The sequence below is a fragment of the Bacillus litorisediminis genome (assembly GCF_022808645.1).
Lineage (GTDB): Bacteria > Bacillota > Bacilli > Bacillales > JC228 > Bacillus_BF > Bacillus_BF litorisediminis.
The window spans coordinates 1-22,363 of the sequence record NZ_JAKZKT010000006.1 but is presented as its reverse complement, the minus strand read 5'-3'; the positions used below and the strand labels follow the sequence as shown (position 1 = coordinate 22,363).

Genomic DNA, 22,363 nt, shown 5'->3' with positions numbered 1-22,363 from the left:
GAATTTTTGAAAAAGCCCTTTAAGAGACTACGCCAAGTAGTCTCTTTTTCGTTTTACTGATCCATCATCACATATTATTCTATGGCAAAACGGTTTTAATGGTTCCATTTGAAAAAAGGTTGAGCTTATATTGAATAGCCCCATTTTGATCGGTCCTAAACAATTGGATATCCTGTTTTTTAAGATTTTTTAAAACTTCTTGGTGCGGATGTCCATACCAATTGTTTTTCCCGACTGATATGATGGCCATGTTTGGGCTGACTGCTTTTAAGAAAGCAATACCTGTAGACGTTTGACTGCCATGATGACCCACCTTCAAATAATCCGCTTTCAAGTTTGGAAATAATCTCACCAATCTTTCTTCCTTTTCAATCGAGATATCCCCAGTAAACAGGAATGATTCTTGACCAATTGTGGCATGAAGCACAATTGAACTGTCATTTTCATTTGTCTCTGTCCCTTCTGGAGCAAGGATGACGTAGTGTCCATTTCCTGTTTTCCAATAATCTCCTTTTTGAACTACCTTGATTGGAATGTCTGCCTTTTTTGCATTACCCACAATTTCAATTTCTAAATCAGAGTTCGCTGATTTTTTTCCGATGACTACTTCATTGATTTTTAGGTCTTCCATTAAAGTAAGCGCACCACCTGCATGATCGTTATCACCATGAGTGATGAGAAACTTATCAATTTCAGTAATCCCCAGCGAATGTAAATAAGGGATGATCACCGTCTCAGCAGCAATATACTTTGACTCCTCAGCTTTCATTTGATTTTCGTCAGATCTGCCTGAATCAATTAAATATGTTCCTGCGTTGTAAGGAAGGTTAATCAGTATCGCATCTCCTTGTCCTACATTTATGGCTGTAATTTCTCCACTAGGCTTAGGCAATATCAGATCAAAACATATAAGAGTAAAAATCGGAAAATACATAAACCATTTTCCTTTCCTTGCCTCCATTAAAATAAATACGAGAAGGAACCCCATTATAATAATTACTATTTGAATTAAAGAAGGACGGCCCAAAATGATAGAGGTATAAGGGATATCCATCATGAAAAGAGCAATTTCATCTGCAGCTGTGATCAAATGGTTTGAAATTGTAACTAAAAAAGCAGGTGCACTGCCTGCAGCTAACACCAGCAGAGCTAGGATCCAGCTTAAAGGCAAAAGGATCAGGGAAAAAAGAGGAACATATAAGAGATTCAGCAGAATACTGTATGGGGAAAAGGAAAAAAAGTGATATAAAAGGAAGGGCAATGAGGATAAGGAGGATACGAACGAAACAGCCAATGAAGCTTTCCACGGAGTAATTTGTAAAGCTAAAATATGGCGAATTGATAAAAGAAGGCTTAATGTAACACCATAGGAGAGCTGAAAACCTACAGCATAAATCGAAAATGGCTGGAAGATAAGAATCACTGTAAAACTAATAAAAAAAACGTGTATAATGGATAGCCGTACCTTAAACAGGTAGCAAAGAAGAACAATCCAAGCCATAAATACTGCTCTTACGACTGAGGGAGATGCCCCGGCAAGAACTGCATAAATTGGTAAGACCGTTAAAAGCAGAGTGGTTGATCCCTCACGTGTCAATCCCGCTCGAATGAAAATTCCAAAAAGCACTGCTGTTATAAGACCAATATTTAATCCTGAAATAGCCAGCAAATGGACAATTCCCAATTTTTCATAGGCGTCTTTTACTTCAGAATCCATTTCAATACGGTTACCTAAAACAAGAGCCAGGACAATTTCTTTGGTAGGGGAAGGCAGAGACTGTTTTAATTGTTTGATCATCCATTCTTGAAGATACTGAAGCGAAGTAAAGGAGAGCGTAACAGGATTAGGCATACAATCGCTTTTCTGAAATGATTGTGCCTCAAATATCCAAAAGACCTCTTGTGAATGAAGATAATTACGGTAGTTAAAGGCATTAAAATTAGATGCACGGGCAGGCTCTTCGATTAAGCCCGCAAATTGACACACAATCCCCGGCTCAATAAATTGTTCTAATCGGTCTTCCAATATAGAAGATCGAAAAAGGAGCTTTTCTCCATTTTCAGTTGTTACGATTGAGGATTGCGTATCTCCATTGTCTTTTAAAAAATCAGTGAATCGAACCGTTAGTTGAACTTTTTCACCATTTTCCCAGTTAGATAAAGGTTCCATTTCCGATTGAGCAATAAATGAAAAGAAGAATAAACTTGCCATCATCAGCAATCCATATTGTCTCATAAGTTTATAATGCATCGTTATGATTCCTAAAAAAATGGAGAGGAACCATAAAATCCATGCCTGTTCACTATGAACCAAATGAATGGCAGTGATGGCACAGCCTCCAAAAATAAACCAATTACGCAAGCTCATCAGTGTAACTAAGAAGAGAATGCAGATAATACATCTGTTTTCTGCCATTCGACTTTTTCAGTTTTGACTCCTGCCTGTTGAAGCAGTTCAATTGCATACGGATGATTTTTATAATCCTGTGCATAGTAAATACATTTAATTCCTGCTTGAATTATGGCTTTTGTACAGTTAAGACAAGGAAAATGAGTAACGTAAATCTCAGCTCCCTCTGTTTGCACGCCGAATTTAGCACACTGAAGAATAGCATTCATTTCCGCATGAATAGTTCTAACACAATGACCATCAATTACATAACATCCATGTTCTGAACAGTGCTCCCCCCCTGCAATTGAGCCATTATAACCCCCTGCAATCATTCTTTTATCCCGGACTATCGTTGCCCCTACTGTCAGCCTTGTACAAGTGCTGCGTAGTGCTAACAAATGACTTTGTGCCATAAAATATTGATTCCATGTTATCCTTTGCATAGACGTGTACACTCCTTTTAGTCGTTATAAGCTTATATCTTCGCGAATATTCGACAAAATTCCTTCTCCAATTCCAGGGACCAGCAAAAGATCCTCAATTGTTTTAAATGCTCCATTTTTTTCACGAAATTCAATAATAGCTTGAGCCTTTTTCTCGCCTATTCCTGTTAACTCCGTTAGTTCTGACTGGGAAGCTGAATTGATATTGATTTTTTTCACATCAGATGTGCCGGGAGCAGCCGTAGATGAAATAATGTCCGCAGATTCGCCTTTTTTAGGGACATACATCAGCATCTGATCCCATACTTTTAATGCGAGATTAACTTGAACCGTATCTGCTTCTGCAGTAAAGCCACCCGCTTTTTCAATAACTTCATGAAGTCTTGAATCACTTGGGACCGTATATACCCCAGGGTTATGGACCGCACCCTTTATATCAACAACTGCCATTTCTTCTTCCCCCACACCTGATTGCAAAGTCAATCCTTCTGAAGCTTTCTCTCCTTCTACCTTATCGTTTTCTTCTGTATCTGACAATGGAGAATTGTCCGCCTCTCCTGCATTTACATTCCAGCTTGTTTCAGCTTTTTTCTGACTCCAATTACCTATTAAAAATAGAAGCAGCAATATCAAGAATAATAGGGCAAGTCTTCTCCAATTTTCCAGTATTATTTTCACTACATTGGCACCTCCAGTTAGAGTGGTATAATTTCTTCATTTTGAACATAAAGTTGAATGAGAATAATGAAGGAGGGGATACGTATGCGAATCGGAGTGATTGGCACTGGCAACATGGGGAGTATCCTTGTAGAGGCGATGATAGTAGCAAACGTGATTTCTCCTTCTAGCTTATCGATTCATAATCGGACACGAGCCAAAGCAGAGCTGTTACGGCAAGAATATCCTGACATACAGATATTTGATGATGCGGAAAAATTAGTACAGGCGAATGACTGTTTGTTTATATGTGTAAAGCCGCATGATATTTTTCCTTTACTAAAAAAAATAAAACCACACATACAACGCGAGCATTGCATCATTTCGATTACCAGTCCAGTATCCGTTGAACAGCTGGAATATCACGTAAATTGTTCCATCGCAAGAATTATTCCCAGCATCACAAACCGTGCCCTAACAGGCGTCTCTCTATTTACATTTGGAACAAATTGCAGTGATAGCTGGAAAACACAGCTCCTCCAATTATTTAAATGCTTTTCAAAGCCCTACGAAATATCACAAAATATTACAAGAGTTGCATCAGATATAGTTAGCTGCGGACCGGCTTTTTATAGCTATATAACAAGAAGGTTTATAGATGGGGCGGTTCAGGAGACAGAAATCGATACGGAGACAGCAACGGTACTGGTAAGCGAGATGTTAATCGGATTAGGAGAACTGTTAAGGCAAGGGCATTATACATTAAGTACTCTTGAAGAAAAGGTAACTGTAAAAGGCGGTATTACTGGAGAGGGAATTAAAGTGCTAGAAAATGAGTTGGATGGGGTATTTGAAAAATTATTTCAGGCAACCCATGCAAAATTTCGTGAGGATCTAGAGAGAGTAAAGGACCAATTTGGTATATAATTTCGACAAACCCGCCTTCGATTCCTTTTTTAATTTTTGTATGTTCGGAAGAATTTTTAGTCGCTATTTATTTGGCGCTTTTCGCAAATTTCGGGACAATCCTCGTTCCCGCCTAAATAAAAAACAGACTCTTGCGCGAGCCTGTTTTTATTTTTGTACACAGAAAAAGAATCTCTCCGATATTTCATTTGGCGGTTCGTCTGTAAAATCAGCAGTGACTGATAAAATGGTGAAGCCAGCTGATAACAGAAGCTCATTCCAGTCTTCAATCGGAAATGTTTTTTGAAGGTGCCACTCATCAAAACGCTGATATTCGTTTGTATCAGGATTTTGGACGAAAAAGGTTAAATCATGAATCACTTCAAAAGCATCTTTACCTACAGAACAACTCCATATATATGTAACCTCTTCCCCAATTTCATAAAAAGGTTCATTTTCTAAAAATAAATCGATTTTATATGGAGAATGGGCATCGAGAAGAAGCAACCCTCCCTCTTTCAAAGCAGCATAGCAGGAATGAAAAGTGCTAGCAACGGCTTCTTTTGAAGGGAGATAATTTATGGAATCACAAAAAATCGTTATGATATCTGCTTTCTCATCCACTTGAAGCTGCGTCATATCTTGCTGAAACAACGGGAGAATCAATCCCTGACTTTCAGCCTTTTTTCTTGCAATCGTCAGCATTGTTTCAGATAAGTCCGTACCTGAAACATGAAAGCCGTCCTTTTTTAACCGGACGGCGAGTTCCCCTGTTCCACATCCAACATCTAATACGCTGATTTGTTCGTTGGATTTTTTTAAAATCAGTGCCTGCTTTTTCACATATTCCACCCATTTGGCATAAGGAGCATCTTTCATTAATTGATCATATACCATTGCCATATTGGCATAACTCATGATGACAACACACTTTCGACTGAAATAGTAGGCGCATCCCCCCATAATCTTTCTAGATTATAGTAGGCACGCTCATCTTTTTGAAAGATATGAACAATCACATCGCCAAGATCAATTAAAATCCATTTTGCCTCATCATAACCTTCAAGCCTTTTAATGGAGAGGCCATTTTCATAGACTTGATCCTTGATTTCTTTTACAATCGCTTGAACCTGTCTATCAGAGTTTCCGTGTCCAATTACAAAATAATCAGCTACTGGAGAAAGTCCCTGCATATTTAATATCATTAAATCATTAGCTTTCTTATCATCTGCAGCTTTAACTACCGTTTTCAATAGGTCTATTTCGTTCATATCTATGTAAGACCTCCTATTTAAGTAAAAAATAATTGTAAGTGTGGAAGGTATCAGGATAAATCGGCTGGCGTTTATTCATTAAAAACTGAATCGTATTTTTTAATGCAAATAAGACAGCCCGATCCAGATTTTCTTCAGCAAGTTTCCTGGCTTCCTCTACACCAGGGAAAGAACGTCCGGGTTCAATATAATCTGCCAAAAAAACGATTTTTTCTAAATCGGTCATCCCAGGTCTGCCGGTTGTATGAGAACGAATTGCATCTAAAACGGCTTCATCTTTAATTCCGGCTTCTGTTTTTACTAAGTATGCCCCGACTGGCGCATGCCATAACTCATGATGAAATTGAAGTAAAGTTTCTGGCATTTGTTCTTTAATAATAATGGCTCGCATTTCTTCCTTTGGGCGATTTTTCGCATAATCATGAAATATCGCGGCCAATTCTGCCTGGTCACGGTTGACCTGATATCGTCCGGCAAGCTTTATAGCTGTGTCTACTACCCCTAATGTATGGATATATCGTTCTTCCTTCAATTGCTTTTTTACAAGTGCTAATGCTTGTTCACGTTCCATAAATACCGTTCTCCTCAATATATTGTCTAACTGAATCAGGAACTAAATAACGTATTGATTGTCCTTTTTGAATCCGTTCCCTAATTTGAGTAGATGACAAATAAATTTCTGGCACATCGAGCATTTGCACTGGATATTCCGTATGGTGTGTATAAAAGGGGCGTTTCACGCCTAAAAACTGAACCATGTTTACTAGTTCATCAATCTTATACCAATTTGGCAAATACTCAATCATATCCCCGCCAATTATAAAGTAAAAAGTGACCCCTGGGTTTTGTTCAATCAGCTGTCTCATTGTATCAACCGTATAGGACTTTCCTTCTCTATGTAATTCAATTAATTCCAGCTTAAACTGAGGATGATTCTGGATCGCTAACCGTACCATCTGTTCTCTCGCTTCATTGCTTACGTTATCGGTCTTATGCTTATGGGGCGGAACATTATTAGGCATAAACCAAATCTCATCTAAAGAAGCCTGGTTTAAACATTCATTGGCGATTATCAAATGACCGATATGCGGAGGGTCAAAGGTTCCGCCTAAAATGCCAATTTTTTTTTCCATTCACTTCATCCTCTATTTATATTTTACGGCAATTGAATTTGTTTTTTCTCTTTAGATTCCTTGTATAACACAATTACATTTCCGATGATTTGAACAAGTTCGGCATCGGCACCTGAAGCAAGCTCTTCTGCAACTGTATCACGATCATATTCACAGTTTTGTAAAACGCTCACTTTAATTAATTCGCGGGCTTCAAGTGCATCCGCAACCTGCTTAATTAAATTCTCACTCACTCCGCCTTTTCCCACTTGAAAGATGGGATTTAGATGATGAGCCTGTGAACGCAGAAACCTTTTTTGTTTTCCTGTCAGCATGCATTATCCTCCTAATCGATTGATGACTACCTTTCTCATTTCGTCAGTATTCGGCCATATTTCGGTCCATAATTGAAACGCAAAGGCACCCTGATAAACAAACATATCAATGCCATTATGGATCGAACAGCCCTTTTCTTTGGCTAAAGTTAAAAATTTAGTTTCATATGGATTGTAAATAATATCAAACACATGTGTTTGTCTGTTTAGCTTCTCCAGCGTTAACGGTGATTCTTCCCTGCGGGGAGACATACCCACCGACGTAGTTTGAATCAGGATGTCATATTGGTTTAAGTTTTCCTCTGCATCCTCCATACTATAAGCGTTTGATAAACTGCTTGAAGCATGGGTACTTCCTGATATGAGCTGCCTGGCCCGTTCGACTGATCGGTTCGCTAAATCTACATTTGTAAATCCTTCAGCAAGCAGACTGTAGTATATCCCCTTAGCAGCTCCCCCGGCACCTATAATTAATACTTTCTTTTGCTCTACGTTTACTTCGCGGATCGCTTGTTTTAATGCTTTAACAAAGCCAATTCCATCTGTATTGTAGCCGACATATGCCCCATTTCGAAGGACAACTGTGTTGACTGCACCTATTTCGGCCGCAAGTGCATCAACTTCATCTAAATACGGTATAATGGCTTCTTTATGCGGAATGGTTACGTTAAATCCTTGGATTCCAATTGCTTTCATGCCTCGTACTGCCGATTCCAAGTCTTCCTTTTTAACCAGAAATGGATGGTAGGCAGCCTGTATATTTTCTATGGCAAAGCTATGATTATGCATGAGCGGTGATAAAGAATGTCCGATTGGATCCCCAATTACTCCGTAGACTTTCTCCATCCTCTCCCCTCCCCAACAAACAAATTTATATCCCTGATTTTTAAATTAAAGACTTTCTAAGTAAAACGGAAATTCCTCTTGGAGCATAGGCCGCAACTTTTACACCTTTTTCTTGAATCGTCACCCAGCCTAAGCCTGAAAAGACGATATCGGTTTTATCTTCCTTTATCGAAAATTCATGCTTAACCAATGGCGGAATGTTTTCCTTACTTTCAAGGTCAGGGGGAGATAAAAGCTCGCCTAAATGGTTGTCATACAGTTCATCTGCTTTTTCGATTTTTGTGCGATGAATATTCAGTTCATTTGAAAAGTAATGAATAAAGGAGTGCCTTTCCCCGCTAATGAAGTCAAGTCTTCCTAAGCCTCCATAGAAGAGGGTCTGTCCCTCGTTTAATTGATACACCTTTGGCTTTATTTCTTTTTTAGGAGTAATCACTTTCAGATCCTTTTTGCTGACAACATGAGCCATCTGGTGACGATTAATGATTCCCGGAGTATCAATCATACTTTTCTCATCATCAAGCGGAATTCTGATAAAATCAAGCGTAGTTCCGGGAAAATGAGAAGTCGTAATGACATCTTTTTCCCCCGCTACTTTTTCAATTATTTTATTAATAAAGGTCGATTTGCCAACATTGGTGGTACCCACCACGTAGACATTTCGTCCTTTTCTGTGGTGTTCAATCAATGAAATTGCTTCTTCCATTCCAGTCCCTTTATAGGCACTGACAAGAGCTATATCAAGAGGTTTTAGCCCCAGCTCTTTAGCCTGTCGATTCATCCACTGAATTAACTTGCTTTGTTTCACCGATTTGGGGAGCAAATCTACTTTATTTCCAATTAATAATACGGGGTTATTCCCGGCAAACCTTTGAATCCCATTTAGCCAACTGCCATTAAAATCAAAGATATCTACAATTTTCACGACAAGTGCGTCATCTTCGCTAATCCGATGAATCATTTTGAGAAAATCATCATCCGTAAGCTCTACGTCTTGAACCTCATTATAATGCTTTAAGCGAAAACACCTTTTACAAACAATTTCCTCCTTTTCAAGCGCAGATGGAGGAGCATATCCGATTTTTTCCGGGTCTTCTGTTTGAATCAATACCCCGCAACCAATACAAGTAAAAACTAAGTTCTGTTGATTTGTCACGATTGATCCTCCCATTGGATATAGCCTTTCTTCTTAAAAAAATTTAATAGCCTTCTTTCAACAATCCGGTTAAACCTAGTAAAAAAGCCATCAGATTGAGCAACAGGCACCACTAATATCGTATGAAACCCTGCCCGATTTCCGCCAAAAACGTCAGTTAAGAGCTGATCTCCAATTACCACAGTCTCTTCCTTTTTAACATTTAACACCGTTAATGCCCGATAAAAAGCGCGTGTCATTGGTTTTCTGGCCTGATATATAAAAGGTATGTTTAAGGGTTCCGCAAATAATCGAACCCGTTCCTTTTGATTATTTGAAACAATCGCCACTAGAATATCATTTTTTTTCATCTCTTCAAACCATTCAATTAGGCGGGGTGTAGCACTCGGACGATCCCATTCAACCAATGTGTTGTCCAAATCAGTAATAATTGCCTTAATTCCTTTTTCCTTAAGCTTTTCAGGAGTAATTTCAAATATATTCTTTACGTGCTCAGCCGGCAAAAAACTCGTCAGCACTTTATTCACCTCGTTACTATCTATGACTTTCATCATCATACCTAATTTTTCATTTTGTTTCAAAATATTACTTATAAAAGCATGATTTTTATAAAAAAACCCTTTATAGTATATGCGATTGATGTCGAAATTCGTAGTATTAAAAATATTTTTCGACAAATTGCCCTCCTTTTCAACAGTTGTGGATAACTTTATTCACATTGTTCACATATGAAAATAGAGGGACTTGGATTTTTACACACAAGTTAATAACAGGTTATCCACTATTTCCTGTGGATAATAGAACGCTTGTTCTAACCAATTAAATTTGTTAGATTGTATGTACACCAAGCAAACTATCAATATATGCAAGGGACTTGGTGAATAGAACACTTATTTCAGCTGGAGGTGAATGTCGGTGAGAAGATTATCTGATCAATTATTGCTTGAATCTTACTACAAGGCCAGAGAATTAAATTTAAGCCCTGAGTTTATTCGCCTCATCGAGACAGAAATTCAGCGTCGTTCTTTAACTCATCATGTGAAAATAAGTTCTTAAAAAAATGACAAGCTCTGTTATCGCAACAGAGCTTTTTTTCTTCTTTCGATATAAAATGTTATTGTCCTTCATTAATAATGCCAATTGGATTTCCCATAAAGATGGTGGTACCTTTCTTTAGCTCCTGATTCAGTTCCATAAACCCTTTAGGAAATAAAAGGACAACAGACGATCCAAAGGAAAAATAACCCAGTTCTTCACCCTTTTCAACCCGTTCATTTGGGTTTGTCCACTCAATGCTATTTACAAACATGGCCCCGATTTTGATAATTGCATACTTACCGTGTTCCCCTTTAATTTCGGTTGCAAGCCGGTAATTTTTGGATAAAGGCGATTTTCCATAGAGCAAACCTAAACGATTCACTGGATACGATTTATTCCCTAATATATGCTTAGATATAATTTTCCCGCTGTAGGGTGCATGAATCCTATGATAATGTGCCGGGCTTAAATACAATAGCACAAACTTACCGCCAATGTAATCCTTTGCGATTGCCTCATTTCCGACCATTTCCTGAACAGAATAAACCTTCCCTTTTATTACCATTTCAGTGTTTTCCGAGATGAGACCCCATTCTTCAAGAACACCATCAACCGGGCTAATAATAATTTTATCCCCTTTTTCAATGACTCTTGCTCCATTTTTTAACTTGCGTATAAAAAAATCTTGGAGCGAAGGATACTGTTTTGGCGGGATCATAAGTTCGTGAGATTTTATTTTATAGGCTCTCATGTATAACGGAATCAGCGCTTTGCTCCATTTTGACATGGTAATTTTTTGCAATAGCTTACTTGTGACAGGACCATTTGTTAGTTCAATCATGGTGCGATATAGTTTTTCTTTAACCAACGAACTTCACCTATTTCTCCAGAAAAAAATCTTTACCTGTTCTTATAATATCCGTACAATAATGATATTATAATATAATAAGCGTTTACCTTCTATATTTTAGGAGAGTGATAAGATTGTTTTTAGCTCATGTTTTGGATATAACGGTGAAAAAGCTGAAATCACAAGCAGCCAATTTTATCACACTATCCAATCTCTTTTTAGGTGCCTTTGCGATTTTATTTGTAACCAAGGGGCAATTACACCTAAGCCTTACTCTTATTTTTTTAGCTGCATTAATGGATCGTTTTGATGGAATGATGGCACGCAAGCTTCAAACAGAATCAGAGTTTGGTAAACAGCTAGATTCGATGTGTGATATTATTTCATTTGGAGTGGCTCCAGCCCTGTTATTATATCACGGGATTCTCTATGAATTTGGTGCTGCTGGAATGTTTGTATCAATTTTTTATATTAGCTGCGGAGCTATTCGTCTCGCTAGGTTTAATATTTCGGAGCAACAAGGGTATTTTACAGGGGTGCCAATTACAGTAGTTGGTTGTATCGGGACATTACTATTTCTCTTTACCGCAATCATTCCATCTTATGTCTATTTGTTTATCACAGTAATTTTGTCATTAAGTATGGTAAGTCCCATTAAAGTGAAGAAGCTTTAACTATTCCGCCTGTGCAGACAGAGCGGATTTTTTTTGTGAAAGGCTGTTTTTGCATACTTTGCTGGTTTGAATAGAGGTAAACATGTCCGTTCCATTCGCTCCAGACACAAGATTCCCCGGGGAGGAAGTCGAGCCTCCTCGTGCTTTGCCTGCGGGGGTCTCGACCTTTCATCTATTTCCCGCAGGAGTCAAGTGAGTTCCGCTTTAAAAAATATATTCAGGTAACAACAATTTTTGCGAAATCAGCCTAATAAAAGGAGACCCGATTAGTGGTCTCCTCATTTCTTTCCTTTACTTTGTCATTTCTAAAAATTCTTCTACATCCTTTACAATCGGCTTCAAAGCATTTTCCCAGAATGTCTTTTCTGTCAAATCTGCCTGCAAATGTTTTTGCGCCAGATCCTCCACAGTCATAGAGCCCGTATCTTTTAGCAAGGCAATATATTTTTCTTCAAACCCCTTGCCTTCCACCATTGCTCTTTGGTAAATCCCCATAGAGAATAGGAATCCGAAGGTATATGGGAAGTTATAAAACGGTACTCCTGTAATATAAAAATGCAATTTAGACGCCCAGAATAATGGATGATATTCTCCAAGAGCATCACAATAGGCTTCTTTTTGTGCATCAAGCATAAGTTCGTTTAAACGCTGGAAGGAAACATTACCATTTTTTCGTTCTTCATAGAAACGGGTCTCAAATAGGAATCTAGCGTGAATGTTCATTAACAAAGCAACTGCCCGCTGCAGCTTATCTTCTAATAAAGAAAGTTTCTCTTCCTCATTTTTAGCTGCTTTAACGGATGCATCACTTACAATCATTTCTGCAAAAGTAGAAGCCGTTTCTGCGACATTCATCGCATAGCCTTTGTTAAGCGGATGAACATCCCTTAGTGCATAGCTATGAAAAGCATGTCCTAATTCATGAGCTAGCGTTGACACGTTTGAAGTAGTACCGCTAAATGTCATAAAAATACGTGATTGGTTACTCTCTGGAAAACCGGTACAAAAACCGCCTGGTCTTTTGCCTGGTCTGTCTTCTGCTTCGATCCACCTGTCTTCAAAAGCCTTTTTCGTAAAAGATGTTAATTGCTCCCCAAATTCTTTAAAGTTTTCTAAGATAAACTCTGCACCCTCTTGGTACGTAACCTTAGAATCGCTTGATCCAATTGGGGCATCCAAGTCATACCAGCTTAGTTTATCTAAGGCGAGCAGCTGAGCTTTTCTCTCTAGATATTGAACGAGATATTTTTTATATTCTACAATCGTATTCCACATTGCATCTAACGTTTTCTTCTGCATACGGTTATAGGCAAGCGGTTCTTTTAAAACATCTTCCCAGCCTCTGTGCTTATACACTTGAAGACGGAATCCTGCAAGATGGTTCAAAGTAGCAGATAGGTAATCTCCCTGTTCGCCCCATGCTTTTTCCCAATCTTCAAAAACTTGCTTGCGTACTTCTCGATTACTGTCGGAAAACTTGTTAGAAGCTTGTCCAACCGACAACAGCTTTTCTTCTCCATTTTCTTTGAATGGAATCTGGATGTTTTTGACAATATGATCATAGAATTGACCCCAGCCATGATAACCATCTACACTTAGCGAATTAATCAGGGATTCTTGTTCCACAGACAATTTTTCACTCGCTTTTTGCCTTCTTTCGCTAAGAACAAAAGCAATTTCCTTGAATGGTTCATTTTGTATAAGTTCATTCCACACTGTGTCATCAAATTCAGTTAATTTTTGATCTAGCACAGTTAAGGATGTTTGAAATTGGGCACTGAGATCGTTTAATTTGACTCTCCATTCAACAGCCTTATCATCCTTTGTATTTTGAGCCGTTAAACAGCTGACAAATGCACCTGCCTGTCTCATTTTATAAGATACTTTTGCAAAGGTTGAAAGTACTTCATTCAATCCTTTTGAGTCTTGCGCCTGATAGCTTTGAATCTGATTAGTGAAGGATTGAACCTTTTTCTCTAGTTCAGTTATGTATTGTTTAAATTCTTCGGACTCACTGCCTCCCTTAAAAAAAACATCTAAATCCCAAGTTTCTGAGTAAGTTTTTGTAGCCAAATGGCACCCCTCCAATTGCAAGAATTATCATTATTATAAAACGATTCCTATCAAATTACTATTCATTTATTTCGATTCCCTAAAATTTTGCTTTTCGTTAAATAAAGAAGGGTGAATCCGTAAATGACAGCGGATCACCCTGCATTATGTTTACGTCTTATTTATTTCCAGCACCACCAGCCGCCAAAGATTAGCAAAAGGACGAGCAGTACCACCACTAAGGCAAAATAGGCTCCTCCAGCTCCATAGGTGACAACTGGTACTGGGTAAGGAACACCACATGTGTATGGGTATGGATATGGCATGATATCCCCCTCCTCGTCTTGATTCTACAATATTTTATGAGACAATCGACTAGATGGTTTGGGCTAACGAATGAGCTTTACTTTCATTATCCCGATAAAATTTTTCCAAATAGCCGAGTCGGTCGCGGACAATTGCGATGCTATTTTCATAGTTCCAGCTGATTCTTGTCTCCCTATTTATTCATTAAATGGAGGACCTGATAAATTTTGTAAGCAAGATACTACACAAGGTTCACAAATTTTTTATATAATAATAGTAATTATAAACATTTGAAAATTCTAAATATAAGGGGTGATCTGCTTGAAAGTAATTGCAATTTGCAGGAAATGTAATGGAACAGGAACGGTTAAAAGTTATGGAATGATTTCAAAAAATTGTCCAGTATGCAAAGGTAAAGGAAAAACTATAGTCAAGGTCAAAGATTTAAAAAAGGATTATCAAAATCTATAAAGTCCGGCTTCCATTGTTTAATAGAGCTCATTCGATTTTCATCTAATAGCGATTGAGCAACTTCAGTTATATGTCTTTCATTGCGATTCATTGTTTTTCCCCAAACCTTTCCGCGCACGATTTAATTTTCTCAATTTGTTCACGTGATTTTTATAACATTTTCGCTTATAGTGTTAATGACAAGGTTACAATACAGTAGAGGTGTTTATAAATTGCGAAAATGGATCATTACTGCAACCATCACGTTGTTGTTTCTATCAGCCTGTTCCCAGAATGAAAAGCAGCAGGAAGCTGAAAAAGAAGCAAATCAAACCGATGAAAAGGTAACTCAGGATTCAAACCTTCCTTACTTAGTTCAAAGTGAAGAATTAACAATTGAGCATATTCATGGGATTGGGTATAACTTAAAAAATGAATTACTGGTGGCAACCCATCATGGACTTAAAATGAATCGTGATGGAATTTGGTATGAAACCACCCAAAACCTTCATGACTATATGGGGTTCCAAGTGACTGAAAATGGGTTTCTTGTAAGCGGCCATCCTGAAGAAGGTTCATCATTGGAAAATCCGCTCGGCTTAGTTAGAGCCAGTAACTACGGAGAGCAGCTGGAACCTATTCAATTTTCAGGTGAGTCGGATTTCCACTTTTTAGGGGCAAGCTTTTCAGATCAAGATCTCTATGTCATTAATGAACAGCCAAATTCTTTATTAGAACAAGGCTTTTATCATTCCCCGGATGCCGGACAAAGCTTTAATCAGCCGGAAATGGCAGGTTTTGATGCCGACTCATTCGGAATGATAGCGGTTCATCCAAGTAATGGAAAAATAGTGGCGATGGCAACAAGACAGGGAGTGTACGGGTCAGAAGATTCTGGAAAGACCTTCTCAAAATGGGTTGATGGAATGATCACAGCCCTTGCGTTTTCCAATGAACAATTAATATACTCGACGGTTTCTGATGAAGGTACGATTTCTCTACAAAGCTATTCCATCAAAAATAGAAAAACATCACCAATAACCATACCGCATCTAGATTATGATAATCCTATTACGTATATTGCGGTTTCTCCAACAGATGCGAATCAAATTGCGATAACAACCTATGACTTGGATATACTGCAAACAAAAGATTTTGGTGCCAATTGGGAGCCATTGACTCAGGATGGAAAAATGTAAAAGGCTGTTACGGCTAAGTAACAGCTTTTTTATTTTAAACGAAATGAACGGATCGTAAAAATAGTAATAGTCCCAAATATGGTAACCAATACGATCGGCAATTCCCATATGCCGAGAAGCATTGTTCCGCCCTTAGCAACTTGTATTGTACTAAAAGAAAGGTAGGAAAATAAAAGGATAATTTCATTTTTTATCATATTCATGAGAAGCTTTCCGTTTCGATATTGTCTTTCGGCGTTCTCTTCTGTGATTTGAACCATATAATTAAACGTATGCGGGTGTTTTCCTAAAACGGTCATCATAGTCCAAATGAATATCCCAACCAAGGGCAGAACCCATATGAATCCCTTGCCTCCCCAGTCGTCCGCTTCCCCAAAAACATTAAAATGGGTAGGAACCCGGTCAGGAATCTCATTCCATTGAATGAGGATAAACACGAAATTTGCTACAAAAATAAAACCTGCAATGAAATCAAACCACTTCTCAAAGGCGGTTTTTGGTATATCAATTTTTGGCCTGTTGTCATAGTTCATGATCATAATCCCCATTTCTGTTCCTTTGTTCCATTTATCTATATACGTATGTCCGATACTTTTAGTTTCAGGCTTTTCTATTTAAAAAAACGGGGAAATCCTTTTTCTAAAGGATTCCTCCGTTTTTTGTTTTACTTATTCTTTTTCTCTTTCTCTGCCCGATAAAACTCATGGAACATCTTCATTAAAGCTCTTTTTTCAATTCTCGATACGTAGCTCCTTGAGATCCCAAGCTCTTTTGCAATTTCACGCTGTGTTTTTTCCTTTTGTAAATCAAGTCCAAAGCGCCCGATAATGACCTCTTTTTCCCGGCCGTCTAAAACATCGATGTATTCTTTGACCTTTTCCAGTTCCATATTTAACTGAATGGTATCAATTACATCATCAGAATCAGATTTTAATACATCAATTAAACTTATTTCATTTCCCTCTTTGTCCTGGCCGATAGGATCATGCAAGGAAACATCCTTTTTCGTTTTCTTTAAAGCCCGTAAATGCATAAGTATCTCGTTTTCAATACATCTGGCTGCATAGGTAGCGAGTTTCGTTCCTTTCCCTTCTGAATAGCTTTCAATCGCTTTGATTAAACCAATGGTCCCAATGGAGATTAAGTCTTCGACATCTTCTCCGGTGTTCTCGAACTTCTTAACTATGTGAGCAACCAGTCTTAAATTATGTTCGATTAATAGGTTCCTGGCTTCCTCATCCCCTTCTGCCATTTTGCGAAGATACTTCCTTTCTTCGCTTGCAGATAAGGGTTGTGGAAAGGCGTTATTTTTTACATATGAAACAAGAAAAAAAAGCTCTTTCACCAAGTAAGATAATGCTGCAAGAATTCCAGACATTTCATCACCTCTCCTTAGACATTCGCCTATAACTTATACCTATGTATAGAGGAGAGTATTTGTGCATGTCTTACTAAGAAAGTGGCCCGTACATCCGTTGGCAGTAAATGCTGCAAATAAATAGGCAGCCTTTAGCAGGCTGCCTTGCATACTACGCTGTATCCATCTCCATAACAATCATTACCAAAAGTTTAGATGACATATTCATCAACTCCACTCTCCTTTCTAAATAATAAATGATTTCGTGCTCACACATTACCCAATTCGGTTAAAATATTCAGCTTGACGAGTTTTCATTTCATCATAAATTTTTTGTACATGTTCTTCATGCCAAATTTGTTCAGCGGTTTTTTTACGCTTTTCAATCGTAATCGTAAAGAAAATAAACTGAAATGTCATGACTGTTTTTCCTCCTTCAATATTTATCTTAGAGATTGAAAAATGAGTGGCGGTTGTTGTTCTGCTTTAGGAATTATCCAGACAAAGGGCGAAGTCTTTGGATTTTCCCCATAAAGTACAAAAACCGCAGGAATAACCCCTGCGGCTTAGATTTTCTCTAATTTAGGCACAAAAAAACCGCAGGAATCCGTTTCTTCCTGCGGTGTGCATACTAAAATTGAGCAGACTGCTACCTAATACAACCGTTCACCGAGGTCGAATACGTTTTTGTAATGCTATTCATTTGTTGCTTCTCACATACTGCAATGATCTTTTTCATTTTTTCTTCGACCTCCTTTCTTAATCTCCATTGCTATTATATATGTAAGGAATTAAAAAGTAAACCACTTTTTTCCTAAACGGATAAAAAATGGGTGTACAACCTAAAGTTGCTGTTTTATCAATATAAAAAAAAGCCAACCGCATCGGTTAGCTTTAAATCTATTATATATTTTCATCTTCTTCTAAGCGGTTTAAAATCCGCTTGCAGTGTTTTGCATAAAACAAGCATACAGTTGCTGCCGCTATAAAAACAATGGTACCTGTCATTAATAAAACTTGGACCATTGCAGTTTTTTCAATGGCAGGGATTACAGCACCAAAATATAAAAATCCGCTCCCAGCAAGTAAAACGTAAGCAAATCTTTGATAATCTTCTACTTTTCCTTTTAGAATCTTCATATAATTTTTCAAACCGACCCCCCCCGCCATTCTAAATTATATCTAAAAGAATACCATATTAAACTTTTAATCTCTTATGCAATTAATGGAAGAAATAGCAGGGGATACCTAAAGAAAACTTGGCTAGTGCCAAGGGTGATTGCAAGCATGCACTTACCACTATCTAAACGCCACGTCCTGATGTAAAGCTCATCTTGCCCATCCTGGCCGTCGTACTTTATAACAAAAAATTTAACTACGTCGAATTTACTTCTTTGCAAACATTTTATACTTTCTTAAAGTGCAAAAAAGTCCCATTTAAAAGGGACTTTTCATTAGTCTTCTAACGCCTGTTTTAAGTCTTCAATTAAATCCTCTGCATCTTCTAGGCCAACTGAGATACGGATTAACCCATCCGTTATTCCTAACTCCTGCCGTCTGTCAGCTGGAATCGAGGCATGAGTCATTTTAGCTGGGACTGAGATCAGACTTTCAACCGCGCCTAAGCTTTCTGCTAACGTAAAATATTTTACCTTTGCCAAAAGCTGGTCTGCTTTCTCACCGCTGCCAACATCAAATGATACCATGCCGCCAAAGCCCGTTGCCTGTTTTTTTGCAATGTCATGATGCGGATGAGTTTCAAGACCAGGATAATAGACTTTCTTAACATTTGGATGCTCGTTTAAGAAAGCAACAATGCGGCTCGTGTTTTCCTCATGTTCTTCCATTCTGACACCAAGTGTTTTAATTCCTCTGATTAATAGCCATGAGTCCTGCGGTCCCAGAATACCTCCTGTTGAATTTTGAACAAAATGAAGATCTTCTGCTAATTTTTGATCATTCACTACAACTAGACCAGCAACGACATCACTGTGTCCGCCTAAGTATTTTGTTGCGCTGTGAAGCACGATATCAGCATCGAGACGAATTGGATTCTGCCAATAGGGCGTAGAAAAAGTATTATCTACAATCGTAAGTAGCCCCTGATCCTTTGCCCATTTTGCAACAGCTTCTATATCTGTTATTTTTAGCAATGGATTGGTAGGTGTTTCAATATAAACCGCCTTGGTATTTGGTTTTAACGCATTCTTCACATTTTCGATATCACTTGTATCAACAAAGGTAGATTCAATCTTAAATCGGTTTAATACCTTTGTCATGACACGATAGGTTCCGCCATATACATCATCTGTTAAGATGACATGATCACCTGCGTCAAATAGCATGATGACAGCAGTAATCGCGGCCATCCCCGAACCAAATGCAAATCCGGCAACTCCGCCCTCGATCTCCTTGATTAATTCTTCAAGAGCAAATCGGGTTGGATTTCCTGTTCGGGAATATTCATATCCTTTGTGCTTTCCAACTGCTTCTTGTTTATACGTACTCACCTGGTAAATCGGTACGGTTACTGCACCGGTTTGTTCATCACCCATAATACCGCCATGGATGAGTTGAGTTTTTTTCCTCATAGTTATATCCCGCCTTCATAAATTTTCTTACTTAAATATCTTTCACTGCTATCTGGAAAAATCGTTATGATATTTCCTGAACCGTCTAGGCGTTCAGCCTCCCGTAAACTTGCACATAACGCTGCCCCGGAAGAACTTCCAACGAGAAGCCCCTCTTTTCTGGCTAATTCCTTTACCGCCCAGAATGAATCTTCATCAGATATCGTATGAATGGCATCAAATAATTTCGTATCTATAAAAGGTGGGAGAAACTCCATCCCAATTCCCTCCGTTTTATGTGGGCCAGGCTCTCCCCCGTTTAAGATTGATCCTTCAGGTTCAACGATAACTGTCTTGATGTTCGGATTCTTTTCTTTGAAAAACCTGGATGTCCCCGTGAAGGTTCCGCCTGATCCTGCCCCTGCCACAAATACATCGATTTGACCGTCCAGCTGGTTCCAGATTTCTGGTCCCAAAGTTTTATAATAGGTGCGAGGATTGGCTGGATTTGCAAATTGCTGGGGACAAAAAGAATCTGGAATTTCCTTAAGAAGTTCCTGAGCCCGATTAATTGCACCTTTCATTCCTTTTTTTGTAGGAGTATGAATAATCGTGGCGCCAAGGGCCTTCATCAATTCTTGTTTTTCTATACTAAATTTTTCAGGGACACATACAACGACCTTATAACCTTTTTGGATAGCTGCCAACGCTAAACCAATCCCTGTATTCCCAGCAGTTGGCTCAATCACCGTTCCGCCAGGCTTTAATTGGCCTTTTTCCTCTGCATCACGCAACAGTTCTAACCCTAGCCGGTCTTTTATACTTCCTCCAGGATTATAAAATTCTAATTTAGCAAAGATTCGTACTCCTTTGGGAAGAGGAAATTGAGTTATCTCTACAATAGGTGTATTTCCGATTAACTCATGAACATTTTTATAAACATTCATCTTCCCACTCCTTTTTTCACTTGTTATAAATTCTTCACGATATTAACAATTAGTTCAGCTGAATGCTTTGCAGCTTTATCTAAAAATTGTTCAAATGATACGTTTGATTCCTTGCCGGCAATATCTGAAAGGGCACGGATAATCAAAAATGGCTTGCCAAAAAGATACGCAACCTGTGCAATAGCTGCAGCCTCCATCTCAGCAGCTTGCAGTTCAGGAAACTTTCCTCTTACAAATTCCACCCGCTCCGGTTCATTCATAAACGAATCGCCTGTTGCAATTAACCCTTTAACCGTTTGAACTCCTTCAATTCCTTTTGCAGCTTCCTCAGCGATTCCGATTAACCGGTCATCAGCTTTAAAAGCGGCTGGAAGCTGGGGTACTTGACCATACTCATAGCCAAATATCGTAACGTCTACATCATGATGGCGAATCTCTGTCGAAATGACGAGATCCCCTACCTGTAACTTGGGATTGAACCCGCCTGCAGAACCAGTATTTAAAATGTAATGAGGCTGAAAAATTTGCAGCAGAAGAGAGGTCGACATGGCTGCATTCACCTTGCCAATCCCAGATTTTGATAGGATTACCTTTTTCCCTTCTAATATCCCCTCTGTAAATTCACATCCAGCGACATTCGTAATGGTTGTTTCGGTCATTTTGTCCCGCAAAATCGCAACTTCTTCTTCCATGGCTCCGATAATGGCTATCTTCATCTGTTATGTCCCTACTTTCTCCAATTTTTAATGCCCATTGCGAGAGAGTGGTTATTTTTATCGTTTAATGGCCTCCATAATCCAGACAAACTGATTTAGCTGTTTAAAATCAGCACTAAATCCAGCAGAAGTAACCATATCCTTTAATTTTGGAATCGTTGTATAGTATTCCGATAACAGATCTCCCGCAAGACGATTATATCCTTTTTGTTTGGCATCTTCTATCATTGTAGTAAAGATTTGCTCCGATTCAAACATAGTATCAGCGAAAACAATTTTTTGACCCTTATCAAGCATGGAAGAATAGATACGAAAAGCTTTTTCCTTCTCTTCATCTGTTAAATGGTGAAAAGCATAGGTACTTACAATACTTTGAATCCCCTCTTGCATTGGGAAGGTTAAAAAGTCCCCTTCATTGATTTCTACAAAAGAAGGAAGCTTTTGCAAAGCAATTTGTCTCATTTCTTTAGATGGTTCCACACCAGTAACCTTTAAACCCTTTTGCAGCAAAACCTGTGTTAAGTTGCCTGTTCCGACTCCAAATTCCAGCACTGTGCTAATCGCTCTATTAGCTACTTCTTCTAATATTTGATTATAGTTCGAAAAGACTTCCATATATTGAGGATCATGACCTGAAACAGTTTGATCGTACGAATCTGCCCACTCTGCAAATATATCTAAAAATTCACGGCCCACTTTAGTCACCTCTAATTTATATAATTCCTATGAGCATAGTATGAATTAAACAAAACCTTGTTCCCAATGTACCATATCCTCCTTGATTTAACAATAAAGAAAACTTGGCAAAAGAACTTTAATCGAGTAGGAGGGGGTGACTAACCCCCGACCTCTCACACCACCGTACGTACCGTTCGGTATACGGCGGTTCAATTATGATGATTGACGCAAAAATTCATATCGTTCCGCTAGACTTCTCAACCCTCGATTTCTCCAATAGGAGTTATGGAGGGTTTTGTTTAAGATTGGACTACAAGCGATTCTCCAGTATTTCTTCCGAGAATTCCCCCATTCGTATGCTTTATGTGGTGGAACCCCTAAGGTAATCAGTCTTTTAATCCTCGT

At 38.4% G+C, this 22,363-nt stretch carries 27 protein-coding genes and 1 pseudogene; 4 read left to right on the top strand and 24 right to left on the bottom strand.

Translation table 11 applies throughout. The annotated features are described in order from the left end of the window. Positions 1-79 precede the first annotated feature (79 nt). The 3 genes from MLE14_RS04565 to MLE14_RS04555 are packed head-to-tail and all read right to left on the bottom strand — an operon-like array spanning position 80 to position 3,513. Complete coding sequence (locus tag MLE14_RS04565) at positions 80-2,368, bottom strand: DNA internalization-related competence protein ComEC/Rec2 (RefSeq protein ID WP_279326774.1); 2,289 nt, start codon at positions 2,366-2,368, stop codon at positions 80-82. An 8-nt stretch (positions 2,369-2,376) separates the two neighbouring features. Then, positions 2,377-2,835, bottom strand: a complete 459-nt coding sequence (locus MLE14_RS04560) for a ComE operon protein 2 (RefSeq protein WP_243297151.1) — start codon at positions 2,833-2,835, stop codon at positions 2,377-2,379. 24 nt (positions 2,836-2,859) lie between these two features. Then, entirely contained in the window at positions 2,860-3,513 is a 654-nt protein-coding gene (locus MLE14_RS04555; RefSeq protein WP_243297150.1) for a helix-hairpin-helix domain-containing protein, read from the bottom strand. Positions 3,514-3,597: 84 nt separating this feature from the next. On the opposite strand from MLE14_RS04555, the gene comER reads away from it, so the two are divergent. Next, positions 3,598-4,419 (top strand): late competence protein ComER, encoded by an 822-nt coding sequence (comER, locus tag MLE14_RS04550; RefSeq protein ID WP_243297149.1) that lies wholly within the window; start codon positions 3,598-3,600, stop codon positions 4,417-4,419. 147 nt (positions 4,420-4,566) lie between these two features. Here comER and MLE14_RS04545 read toward each other — a convergent pair whose 3' ends face one another. The 8 genes from MLE14_RS04545 to MLE14_RS04510 are packed head-to-tail and all read right to left on the bottom strand — an operon-like array spanning position 4,567 to position 9,672. After that, on the bottom strand, positions 4,567-5,316 hold the full coding sequence (locus MLE14_RS04545) for a class I SAM-dependent DNA methyltransferase (protein WP_243297148.1): 750 nt from the start codon (positions 5,314-5,316) through the stop codon (positions 4,567-4,569). Beyond that, positions 5,313-5,669: a ribosome silencing factor gene (gene rsfS, locus MLE14_RS04540; protein ID WP_243297147.1), complete on the bottom strand. Its 357-nt coding sequence runs from the start codon at positions 5,667-5,669 to the stop codon at positions 5,313-5,315. Before rsfS ends, MLE14_RS04545 begins: the two co-directional genes overlap by 4 nt. A gap of 16 nt (positions 5,670-5,685) precedes the next feature. Beyond that, the gene (gene yqeK, locus MLE14_RS04535; protein ID WP_243297146.1) at positions 5,686-6,243 is read right to left on the bottom strand and encodes a bis(5'-nucleosyl)-tetraphosphatase (symmetrical) YqeK; all 558 of its coding nucleotides are present in this window, start codon (positions 6,241-6,243) and stop codon (positions 5,686-5,688) included. Next, complete coding sequence (locus MLE14_RS04530) at positions 6,233-6,805, bottom strand: nicotinate-nucleotide adenylyltransferase (protein WP_243297145.1); 573 nt, start codon at positions 6,803-6,805, stop codon at positions 6,233-6,235. The genes yqeK and MLE14_RS04530 overlap by 11 nt, the downstream gene beginning before the upstream one ends. Positions 6,806-6,828: 23 nt before the next feature. Further along, positions 6,829-7,119: a ribosome assembly RNA-binding protein YhbY gene (yhbY, locus tag MLE14_RS04525; protein WP_243297144.1), complete on the bottom strand. Its 291-nt coding sequence runs from the start codon at positions 7,117-7,119 to the stop codon at positions 6,829-6,831. Positions 7,120-7,122: 3 nt separating this feature from the next. After that, the gene (gene aroE, locus MLE14_RS04520) at positions 7,123-7,965 is read right to left on the bottom strand and encodes a shikimate dehydrogenase (protein WP_243297143.1); all 843 of its coding nucleotides are present in this window, start codon (positions 7,963-7,965) and stop codon (positions 7,123-7,125) included. Positions 7,966-8,005: 40 nt separating this feature from the next. Next, positions 8,006-9,136 (bottom strand): ribosome biogenesis GTPase YqeH, encoded by a 1,131-nt coding sequence (gene yqeH / locus MLE14_RS04515; protein ID WP_243297142.1) that lies wholly within the window; start codon positions 9,134-9,136, stop codon positions 8,006-8,008. Continuing rightward, positions 9,118-9,672: a YqeG family HAD IIIA-type phosphatase gene (locus MLE14_RS04510; protein WP_243297280.1), complete on the bottom strand. Its 555-nt coding sequence runs from the start codon at positions 9,670-9,672 to the stop codon at positions 9,118-9,120. Before MLE14_RS04510 ends, yqeH begins: the two co-directional genes overlap by 19 nt. 364 nt (positions 9,673-10,036) lie before the next feature. On the opposite strand from MLE14_RS04510, the gene MLE14_RS04505 reads away from it, so the two are divergent. Next, positions 10,037-10,177 (top strand): sporulation histidine kinase inhibitor Sda, encoded by a 141-nt coding sequence (locus MLE14_RS04505; RefSeq protein ID WP_097157255.1) that lies wholly within the window; start codon positions 10,037-10,039, stop codon positions 10,175-10,177. Between the two features lie 58 nt (positions 10,178-10,235). Here MLE14_RS04505 and MLE14_RS04500 read toward each other — a convergent pair whose 3' ends face one another. Then, a complete protein-coding gene (locus MLE14_RS04500) occupies positions 10,236-11,027 on the bottom strand; it encodes a phosphatidylserine decarboxylase (RefSeq protein ID WP_243297140.1) in 792 nt (263 codons plus the stop codon). Between the two features lie 116 nt (positions 11,028-11,143). Here MLE14_RS04500 and pssA point away from each other — a divergent pair, with 116 nt between their 5' ends. Continuing rightward, positions 11,144-11,683: a CDP-diacylglycerol--serine O-phosphatidyltransferase gene (gene pssA / locus MLE14_RS04495; protein WP_243297139.1), complete on the top strand. Its 540-nt coding sequence runs from the start codon at positions 11,144-11,146 to the stop codon at positions 11,681-11,683. A 291-nt stretch (positions 11,684-11,974) separates the two neighbouring features. Here pssA and MLE14_RS04490 read toward each other — a convergent pair whose 3' ends face one another. The 3 genes from MLE14_RS04490 to MLE14_RS22400 all read right to left on the bottom strand — a co-directional run bounded on the left by MLE14_RS04490 (position 11,975) and on the right by MLE14_RS22400 (position 14,603). Continuing rightward, a complete protein-coding gene (locus MLE14_RS04490) occupies positions 11,975-13,756 on the bottom strand; it encodes a M3 family oligoendopeptidase (RefSeq protein ID WP_243297138.1) in 1,782 nt (593 codons plus the stop codon). 161 nt (positions 13,757-13,917) lie between these two features. Next, a complete protein-coding gene (locus MLE14_RS04485; protein WP_243297137.1) occupies positions 13,918-14,061 on the bottom strand; it encodes a hypothetical protein in 144 nt (47 codons plus the stop codon). Positions 14,062-14,477: 416 nt separating this feature from the next. Continuing rightward, positions 14,478-14,603, bottom strand: a complete 126-nt coding sequence (locus tag MLE14_RS22400; RefSeq protein WP_279326374.1) for a hypothetical protein — start codon at positions 14,601-14,603, stop codon at positions 14,478-14,480. Between the two features lie 121 nt (positions 14,604-14,724). Between MLE14_RS22400 and MLE14_RS04480 the strand changes: the two genes are divergently transcribed. Further along, positions 14,725-15,690: a F510_1955 family glycosylhydrolase gene (locus MLE14_RS04480; protein WP_243297136.1), complete on the top strand. Its 966-nt coding sequence runs from the start codon at positions 14,725-14,727 to the stop codon at positions 15,688-15,690. Between the two features lie 29 nt (positions 15,691-15,719). Here MLE14_RS04480 and MLE14_RS04475 read toward each other — a convergent pair whose 3' ends face one another. The 9 genes and pseudogenes from MLE14_RS04475 to MLE14_RS04435 all read right to left on the bottom strand — a co-directional run. Further along, positions 15,720-16,223 carry a DUF1648 domain-containing protein gene (locus MLE14_RS04475; protein ID WP_243297135.1) on the bottom strand — a complete coding sequence of 168 codons (504 nt, stop codon included), beginning with the start codon at positions 16,221-16,223 and terminating at the stop codon, positions 15,720-15,722. Positions 16,224-16,354: 131 nt separating this feature from the next. Beyond that, entirely contained in the window at positions 16,355-17,068 is a 714-nt protein-coding gene (sigK, locus tag MLE14_RS04470) for an RNA polymerase sporulation sigma factor SigK (RefSeq protein WP_243297134.1), read from the bottom strand. 255 nt (positions 17,069-17,323) lie between these two features. Then, positions 17,324-17,467 carry a YrzI family small protein gene (locus MLE14_RS04465; RefSeq protein ID WP_243297133.1) on the bottom strand — a complete coding sequence of 48 codons (144 nt, stop codon included), beginning with the start codon at positions 17,465-17,467 and terminating at the stop codon, positions 17,324-17,326. A 483-nt stretch (positions 17,468-17,950) separates the two neighbouring features. Further along, positions 17,951-18,199: a YrhC family protein gene (locus MLE14_RS04460; RefSeq protein WP_243297132.1), complete on the bottom strand. Its 249-nt coding sequence runs from the start codon at positions 18,197-18,199 to the stop codon at positions 17,951-17,953. Between the two features lie 302 nt (positions 18,200-18,501). Next, on the bottom strand, positions 18,502-19,638 hold the full coding sequence (locus tag MLE14_RS04455) for a bifunctional cystathionine gamma-lyase/homocysteine desulfhydrase (protein ID WP_243297131.1): 1,137 nt from the start codon (positions 19,636-19,638) through the stop codon (positions 18,502-18,504). Between the two features lie 2 nt (positions 19,639-19,640). Then, complete coding sequence (gene cysK / locus MLE14_RS04450) at positions 19,641-20,564, bottom strand: cysteine synthase A (RefSeq protein ID WP_243297130.1); 924 nt, start codon at positions 20,562-20,564, stop codon at positions 19,641-19,643. A 23-nt stretch (positions 20,565-20,587) separates the two neighbouring features. Further along, on the bottom strand, positions 20,588-21,280 hold the full coding sequence (gene mtnN, locus MLE14_RS04445; protein WP_243297129.1) for a 5'-methylthioadenosine/S-adenosylhomocysteine nucleosidase: 693 nt from the start codon (positions 21,278-21,280) through the stop codon (positions 20,588-20,590). A gap of 57 nt (positions 21,281-21,337) precedes the next feature. Then, entirely contained in the window at positions 21,338-21,976 is a 639-nt protein-coding gene (locus MLE14_RS04440) for a class I SAM-dependent methyltransferase (protein WP_243297128.1), read from the bottom strand. Between the two features lie 195 nt (positions 21,977-22,171). Next, positions 22,172-22,363: pseudogene (locus tag MLE14_RS04435) on the bottom strand (group II intron reverse transcriptase/maturase); the annotation flags it as partial.

What these genes read in the sequence shown, in the direction of transcription:
- MLE14_RS04565 (WP_279326774.1), bottom strand. Translation starts at nt 2,368, where the DNA reads ATGAGCTTGCGTAATTGGTTTATTTTTGGAGGCTGTGCCATCACTGCC.
- MLE14_RS04560 (WP_243297151.1), bottom strand. Translation starts at nt 2,835, where the DNA reads ATGCAAAGGATAACATGGAATCAATATTTTATGGCACAAAGTCATTTG.
- comER (WP_243297149.1), top strand. Translation starts at nt 3,598, where the DNA reads ATGCGAATCGGAGTGATTGGCACTGGCAACATGGGGAGTATCCTTGTA.
- MLE14_RS04545 (WP_243297148.1), bottom strand. Translation starts at nt 5,316, where the DNA reads ATGAGTTATGCCAATATGGCAATGGTATATGATCAATTAATGAAAGAT.
- rsfS (WP_243297147.1), bottom strand. Translation starts at nt 5,669, where the DNA reads ATGAACGAAATAGACCTATTGAAAACGGTAGTTAAAGCTGCAGATGAT.
- yqeK (WP_243297146.1), bottom strand. Translation starts at nt 6,243, where the DNA reads ATGGAACGTGAACAAGCATTAGCACTTGTAAAAAAGCAATTGAAGGAA.
- MLE14_RS04530 (WP_243297145.1), bottom strand. Translation starts at nt 6,805, where the DNA reads ATGGAAAAAAAAATTGGCATTTTAGGCGGAACCTTTGACCCTCCGCAT.
- yhbY (WP_243297144.1), bottom strand. Translation starts at nt 7,119, where the DNA reads ATGCTGACAGGAAAACAAAAAAGGTTTCTGCGTTCACAGGCTCATCAT.
- aroE (WP_243297143.1), bottom strand. Translation starts at nt 7,965, where the DNA reads ATGGAGAAAGTCTACGGAGTAATTGGGGATCCAATCGGACATTCTTTA.
- yqeH (WP_243297142.1), bottom strand. Translation starts at nt 9,136, where the DNA reads ATGGGAGGATCAATCGTGACAAATCAACAGAACTTAGTTTTTACTTGT.
- MLE14_RS04510 (WP_243297280.1), bottom strand. Translation starts at nt 9,672, where the DNA reads ATGAAAGTCATAGATAGTAACGAGGTGAATAAAGTGCTGACGAGTTTT.
- MLE14_RS04485 (WP_243297137.1), bottom strand. Translation starts at nt 14,061, where the DNA reads ATGCCATATCCATACCCATACACATGTGGTGTTCCTTACCCAGTACCA.
- MLE14_RS22400 (WP_279326374.1), bottom strand. Translation starts at nt 14,603, where the DNA reads ATGAATCGCAATGAAAGACATATAACTGAAGTTGCTCAATCGCTATTA.
- MLE14_RS04475 (WP_243297135.1), bottom strand. Translation starts at nt 16,223, where the DNA reads ATGAACTATGACAACAGGCCAAAAATTGATATACCAAAAACCGCCTTT.
- sigK (WP_243297134.1), bottom strand. Translation starts at nt 17,068, where the DNA reads ATGTCTGGAATTCTTGCAGCATTATCTTACTTGGTGAAAGAGCTTTTT.
- MLE14_RS04465 (WP_243297133.1), bottom strand. Translation starts at nt 17,467, where the DNA reads ATGACATTTCAGTTTATTTTCTTTACGATTACGATTGAAAAGCGTAAA.
- MLE14_RS04455 (WP_243297131.1), bottom strand. Translation starts at nt 19,638, where the DNA reads ATGAGGAAAAAAACTCAACTCATCCATGGCGGTATTATGGGTGATGAA.
- cysK (WP_243297130.1), bottom strand. Translation starts at nt 20,564, where the DNA reads ATGAATGTTTATAAAAATGTTCATGAGTTAATCGGAAATACACCTATT.
- mtnN (WP_243297129.1), bottom strand. Translation starts at nt 21,280, where the DNA reads ATGAAGATAGCCATTATCGGAGCCATGGAAGAAGAAGTTGCGATTTTG.